The organism is Streptomyces sp. W16, assembly GCF_033194735.1.
In the GTDB taxonomy this organism is placed as follows: domain Bacteria; phylum Actinomycetota; class Actinomycetes; order Streptomycetales; family Streptomycetaceae; genus Streptomyces.
Genome location: NZ_JAWOAI010000734.1, coordinates 1 through 3,826, shown reverse-complemented (window position 1 = coordinate 3,826; position 3,826 = coordinate 1). Strand labels below are relative to the sequence as shown.

General features: G+C 71.6%; 6 protein-coding genes. 4 read left to right on the top strand and 2 right to left on the bottom strand.

Annotation, left to right across the window (positions count from 1 at the left end; translation table 11 throughout):
- Positions 1-669 (top strand): class III extradiol dioxygenase subunit B-like domain-containing protein (locus tag R6V09_RS48150; protein ID WP_317887777.1); only part of this gene is annotated, 669 nt, incomplete at its 5' end.
- A gap of 109 nt (positions 670-778) precedes the next feature.
- Here the strand turns inward: R6V09_RS48150 and R6V09_RS48145 are convergent.
- Both R6V09_RS48145 and R6V09_RS48140 read right to left on the bottom strand, forming a co-directional pair.
- Positions 779-1,060 carry an antitoxin gene (locus tag R6V09_RS48145; protein WP_317887776.1) on the bottom strand — a complete coding sequence of 94 codons (282 nt, stop codon included), beginning with the start codon at positions 1,058-1,060 and terminating at the stop codon, positions 779-781.
- Between the two features lie 23 nt (positions 1,061-1,083).
- On the bottom strand, positions 1,084-1,359 hold the full coding sequence (locus tag R6V09_RS48140) for a hypothetical protein (protein ID WP_317887775.1): 276 nt from the start codon (positions 1,357-1,359) through the stop codon (positions 1,084-1,086).
- 182 nt (positions 1,360-1,541) lie between these two features.
- Here R6V09_RS48140 and miaA point away from each other — a divergent pair, with 182 nt between their 5' ends.
- From miaA to dapF, 3 genes are all read left to right on the top strand, one after another.
- Positions 1,542-2,480: a tRNA (adenosine(37)-N6)-dimethylallyltransferase MiaA gene (gene miaA / locus R6V09_RS48135; RefSeq protein WP_317887774.1), complete on the top strand. Its 939-nt coding sequence runs from the start codon at positions 1,542-1,544 to the stop codon at positions 2,478-2,480.
- A 108-nt stretch (positions 2,481-2,588) separates the two neighbouring features.
- Positions 2,589-3,089, top strand: coding sequence for a hypothetical protein (locus R6V09_RS48130; protein WP_317887778.1), 501 nt, complete (start codon positions 2,589-2,591; stop codon positions 3,087-3,089).
- Positions 3,090-3,171: 82 nt separating this feature from the next.
- Positions 3,172-3,826: diaminopimelate epimerase (gene dapF / locus R6V09_RS48125; protein ID WP_317887773.1), on the top strand; the 655-nt coding region annotated here is incomplete at its 3' end.

Sequence of the window (3,826 nt, the reverse complement as noted above, 5' to 3'; positions counted from 1 at the left end):
CCCGACGTCGCCGCCGGTGCCGCGTTCGAGTTGGACGCCGCGCGTGCCGCGTGCACCGACGCGCTCGGGGTGCTCGCCGCCGCGCGGCCCGACCGTCTGGTGGTCGTCGGGCCCGCCGAGCAGAGCGGGCGAGGGCCGCATCCTGAGGGCACCCGGGGTTCGTTCCGCGGCTTCGGAGTGGACCTCGGCGTACGGCTCGGGAGGGAGAGGGTCGCCGTGTCGGAGCGAGTACTTCCGCCCTCGCTCGCCGTCGCCGCGTGGCTGCTGGAGCGGACCGGTTGGTCCGATGCCCCGATCGAGGGACTCGGTGTGGGGGAACCTCTCGCGGCCGAGCGGTGTATCGAAGTCGGGAAGGACATCGTCGCGCAGGCCGAGCGGGTCGCCCTGCTGGTGATGGGCGACGCCAGCGCGTGCCGGACGCTGAAGGCGCCGGGCTATCTCGACGAGCGCGCGGCACCCTTCGACGCCGAGGTCGCGCGTGCGCTGGGGGCGGCGGACGTCCCGGCCCTCAAGGCGCTGGACGCCGAGCTGGCGTACGAGCTGAAGGCCTCCGGCCGCGCCCCCTGGCAGGTCCTCGCGGGCGCGGCGGAGGGTGCTGACCTAGGCGGCGCGCTGTTGTACGAGGACGCGCCGTACGGCGTCGGATACGTGGTCGCGACCTGGTCGTAGGCGCGGTGCGGTCGCAGCACGGTCGTGGACCTGGTGCAGCCGCGAAACGGCGGACGGCCGGGGAGCCTGGTGCTCCGCGGCCGTCCGCCGATCGATGTGCGGGTGCTGTTCAGGTGGTCGGCGGGGTCGAGTCCGGCGGTGCGGTCGTGCCGCCGCGCTCCGTCCCCGCGCTCCCCGTGTCGTCCTTGTGCGCGAGTCGGTCCATGGCGTCCTTGGCCTTGCCCGTGCCTGTCTGGATCTTGTCGCTGTACTTGCCCTTGGTCTTCTCGTCGACCATCTTCGCGGCCTTGTCGAGGCCGCTCTCGATCTTGCCTCCGTGCTGCTGCGCGAGGCCCGAGACCTTGTCCTTCGCCGGGGCGAGTTTGGCCTTCAAACTGTCCATCAGACCCATGGTTCACCTTCCACGCGGGGCGGTTACGTGCGGGCGCCTTCACCGGCCTCGTTGTCGGCGGCCTCTTCGGCGGACTGCTGCTTGGGGATCTCGACGCTGTCGACGACCTCGATGTCGGTGGCGGCCCCGACGGCCTCCGTCGCCGTCGTCCCCGCCGCTTCCTGCGCGCCTGCCCCTGCCTCGGTCTCCGACACCTCGTCCGCCGATTCGGCCGTGAGGCCACCGGCCGTCTCCGTGTCGGAGGTCGACGCCTCCTCCGTAGCCTTCGACCTCCGAAGAAGCCGGTCAAAAACGCCCATATCCACTCCATACGTTACTCGTGCGGGCGAAATCCCGCGTAGCCCGGTGCGTCCGTTTGCGTCACCCGGGTCGCCGCCTCCAGAAACCGGCGGCGGGACATCTCGCAACGGGCAACGACCCCAAACGGGTGCCGTCACGTAACTCGTTCGAGGCGAGGTCCGACGTTTGCGAGACTGGGAACGTGAGCAGCGCACCCCCCGCCCCCCGAGTCATCGCCGTCGTCGGACCGACCGCGGCCGGAAAGTCCGATCTGGGCGTCTTTCTGGCCCAGCGTCTAGGTGGCGAGGTCGTCAACGCCGACTCCATGCAGCTCTACCGAGGGATGGACATCGGCACCGCCAAGCTGACGCCCGAGGAGCGCGGCGGCATCCCGCACCACCTCCTGGACATCTGGGACGTCACCGTCACGGCGTCCGTCGCGGAGTACCAGCGCCTCGCCCGCGAGCACATCGACGCCCTGCTCGCCGAGGGCCGCTGGCCGATCCTGGTCGGCGGCTCCGGGCTGTACGTGCGCGGGGCCGTCGACAACCTGGAGTTCCCCGGCACCGACCCCGAGGTCCGGGCCCGCCTGGAGGAGGAGCTCGCCCTGCGCGGCTCCGGCGCCCTGCACGCCCGCCTGGCCGCCGCCGACCCCGAGGCCGCGCACGCGATCCTGCCCAGCAACGGCCGCCGTATCGTCCGGGCCCTGGAGGTCATCGAGATCACCGGCAAGCCCTTCACCGCCAACCTTCCCGGCCACGACTCGATCTACGACACCGTCCAGATCGGCGTCGACGTGGCCCGCCCCGAACTCGACGAGCGCATCGCGCGCAGAGTCGACCGGATGTGGAGCGCGGGGCTCGTGGACGAGGTGCGGGAGCTGGAGGCGCGGGGCCTGCGCGAGGGGGTCACCGCGTCCCGTGCGCTCGGCTACCAGCAGGTGCTCGCGGCGCTCGCGGGGGAGTGCACGGAACAGGAGGCGCGCGCGGAGACCGTGCGGGCCACCAAGCGCTTCGCGCGCCGTCAGGATTCGTGGTTCAGGCGCGATCCCCGGGTGCACTGGTTGAGTGGGGCTGCGGCAGATCTCACAGAACTTCCGCACCTGGCACTGGCGTTGGTCGAACGACCGGTCACAGCCTGATCACGTCCTGGCATCGGGACGCTCCGGCCGCGGCTCGGGCCTCCGGGGGCGTGCCATCATCGAGCTTCGATCGACCAAGTGGAGTCCGAGTTGGGAGGGCGCGTGGCGATGGAGGCCGGCCCTCGCGACACCGCAGAAGGCATCGAGCAGGTCACCGCGGACCGTGGTGAACCGGAAGAGGGCGACGGTCGACTGAGCCCGGACGGCCCGGACGAGACCCAGGGCGGTGTGACCGCCGACGGTCCCGATCCCGACGAGATGTTCGCCGGACCCGAGGTCGAGGTCGAGCTCCGCCCGCAGCGCCGTCTGCGTATCTGGCAGCTCGCCCCCATCGTCGCCCTGGCCGCGGTCGGCTCCCTGATGTTCGCCTTCCCGCTCGCCTTCGACTTCGGCGACAGCGGGGCCGTGGTCGCCATGCTCGGCCTGCTCATCTGCTCCTGCGCGGCCGGCTGGGGCATGACGGCCGCCCGCCGCGTCGGCCACATCTGGCCCGGCTTCCCGCAGCGCGGTTCCGGGCGACGCCTGGACTGGCGGGTCGTCATCGCCTACGCCCTGGTGGTTGCCGTGATCGTGGTACTCGCCGTGTGGCGCGTGGCCAGACTCCGCTAGCCGCACAGGTCGGTCGCAGCACTCGTAGAGGTCGGTCACAACTGGTCGCCGGGTTGTCGTAGCCACCCCGTACGATCGACGCATGAGCACGCGGATCGCCTTCCTCAAGGGGCACGGCACCGAGAACGACTTCGTGATCGTCCCGGACCCCGAGAACGTCATCGACCTCTCCCCGGCCGCCGTGGCCGCCCTGTGCGACCGCCGCGCGGGCATCGGCGGCGACGGGCTGCTGCATGTCGTGCGGTCCGCCGCGCACCCCGAGGCGCGGGACATGGCGGCCGAGGCGGAGTGGTTCATGGACTACCGCAACGGCGACGGCTCGGTCTCCGAGATGTGCGGCAACGGAGTGCGTGTGTTCGCGCGCTATCTCCAGCGCGTCGGACATGTGGCCGCAGGGGACATCGCGGTCGCCACGCGCGGGGGAGTCAAGACCGTCCACATCGCCAAGGACGGCGACATCACGGTCGGCATGGGCAAGGCGCGTCTCCCCGAAGGGGGCGTCACGGTGAGCGTCGGCGAGCGCAGTTGGCCCGCGCGGAACGTGAACATGGGCAACCCGCACGCGGTCGCCTTCGTCGACGACCTCGCGCACGCCGGTGACCTGTACTCCCCGCCGCCCTTCAGCCCGGCCGGTGCCTATCCGCAGGGTGTGAACGTCGAGTTCGTGGTCGACCGGGGCCCCGGCCACGTGGCCATGCGCGTGTACGAGCGCGGTGCGGGCGAGACCCGCTCGTGCG

Coding starts and splice junctions, on each gene's coding strand:
- R6V09_RS48145 (WP_317887776.1), bottom strand. CDS start 1,060: ATGGGTCTGATGGACAGTTTGAAGGCCAAACTCGCCCCGGCGAAGGAC.
- R6V09_RS48140 (WP_317887775.1), bottom strand. CDS start 1,359: ATGGGCGTTTTTGACCGGCTTCTTCGGAGGTCGAAGGCTACGGAGGAG.
- R6V09_RS48130 (WP_317887778.1), top strand. CDS start 2,589: ATGGAGGCCGGCCCTCGCGACACCGCAGAAGGCATCGAGCAGGTCACC.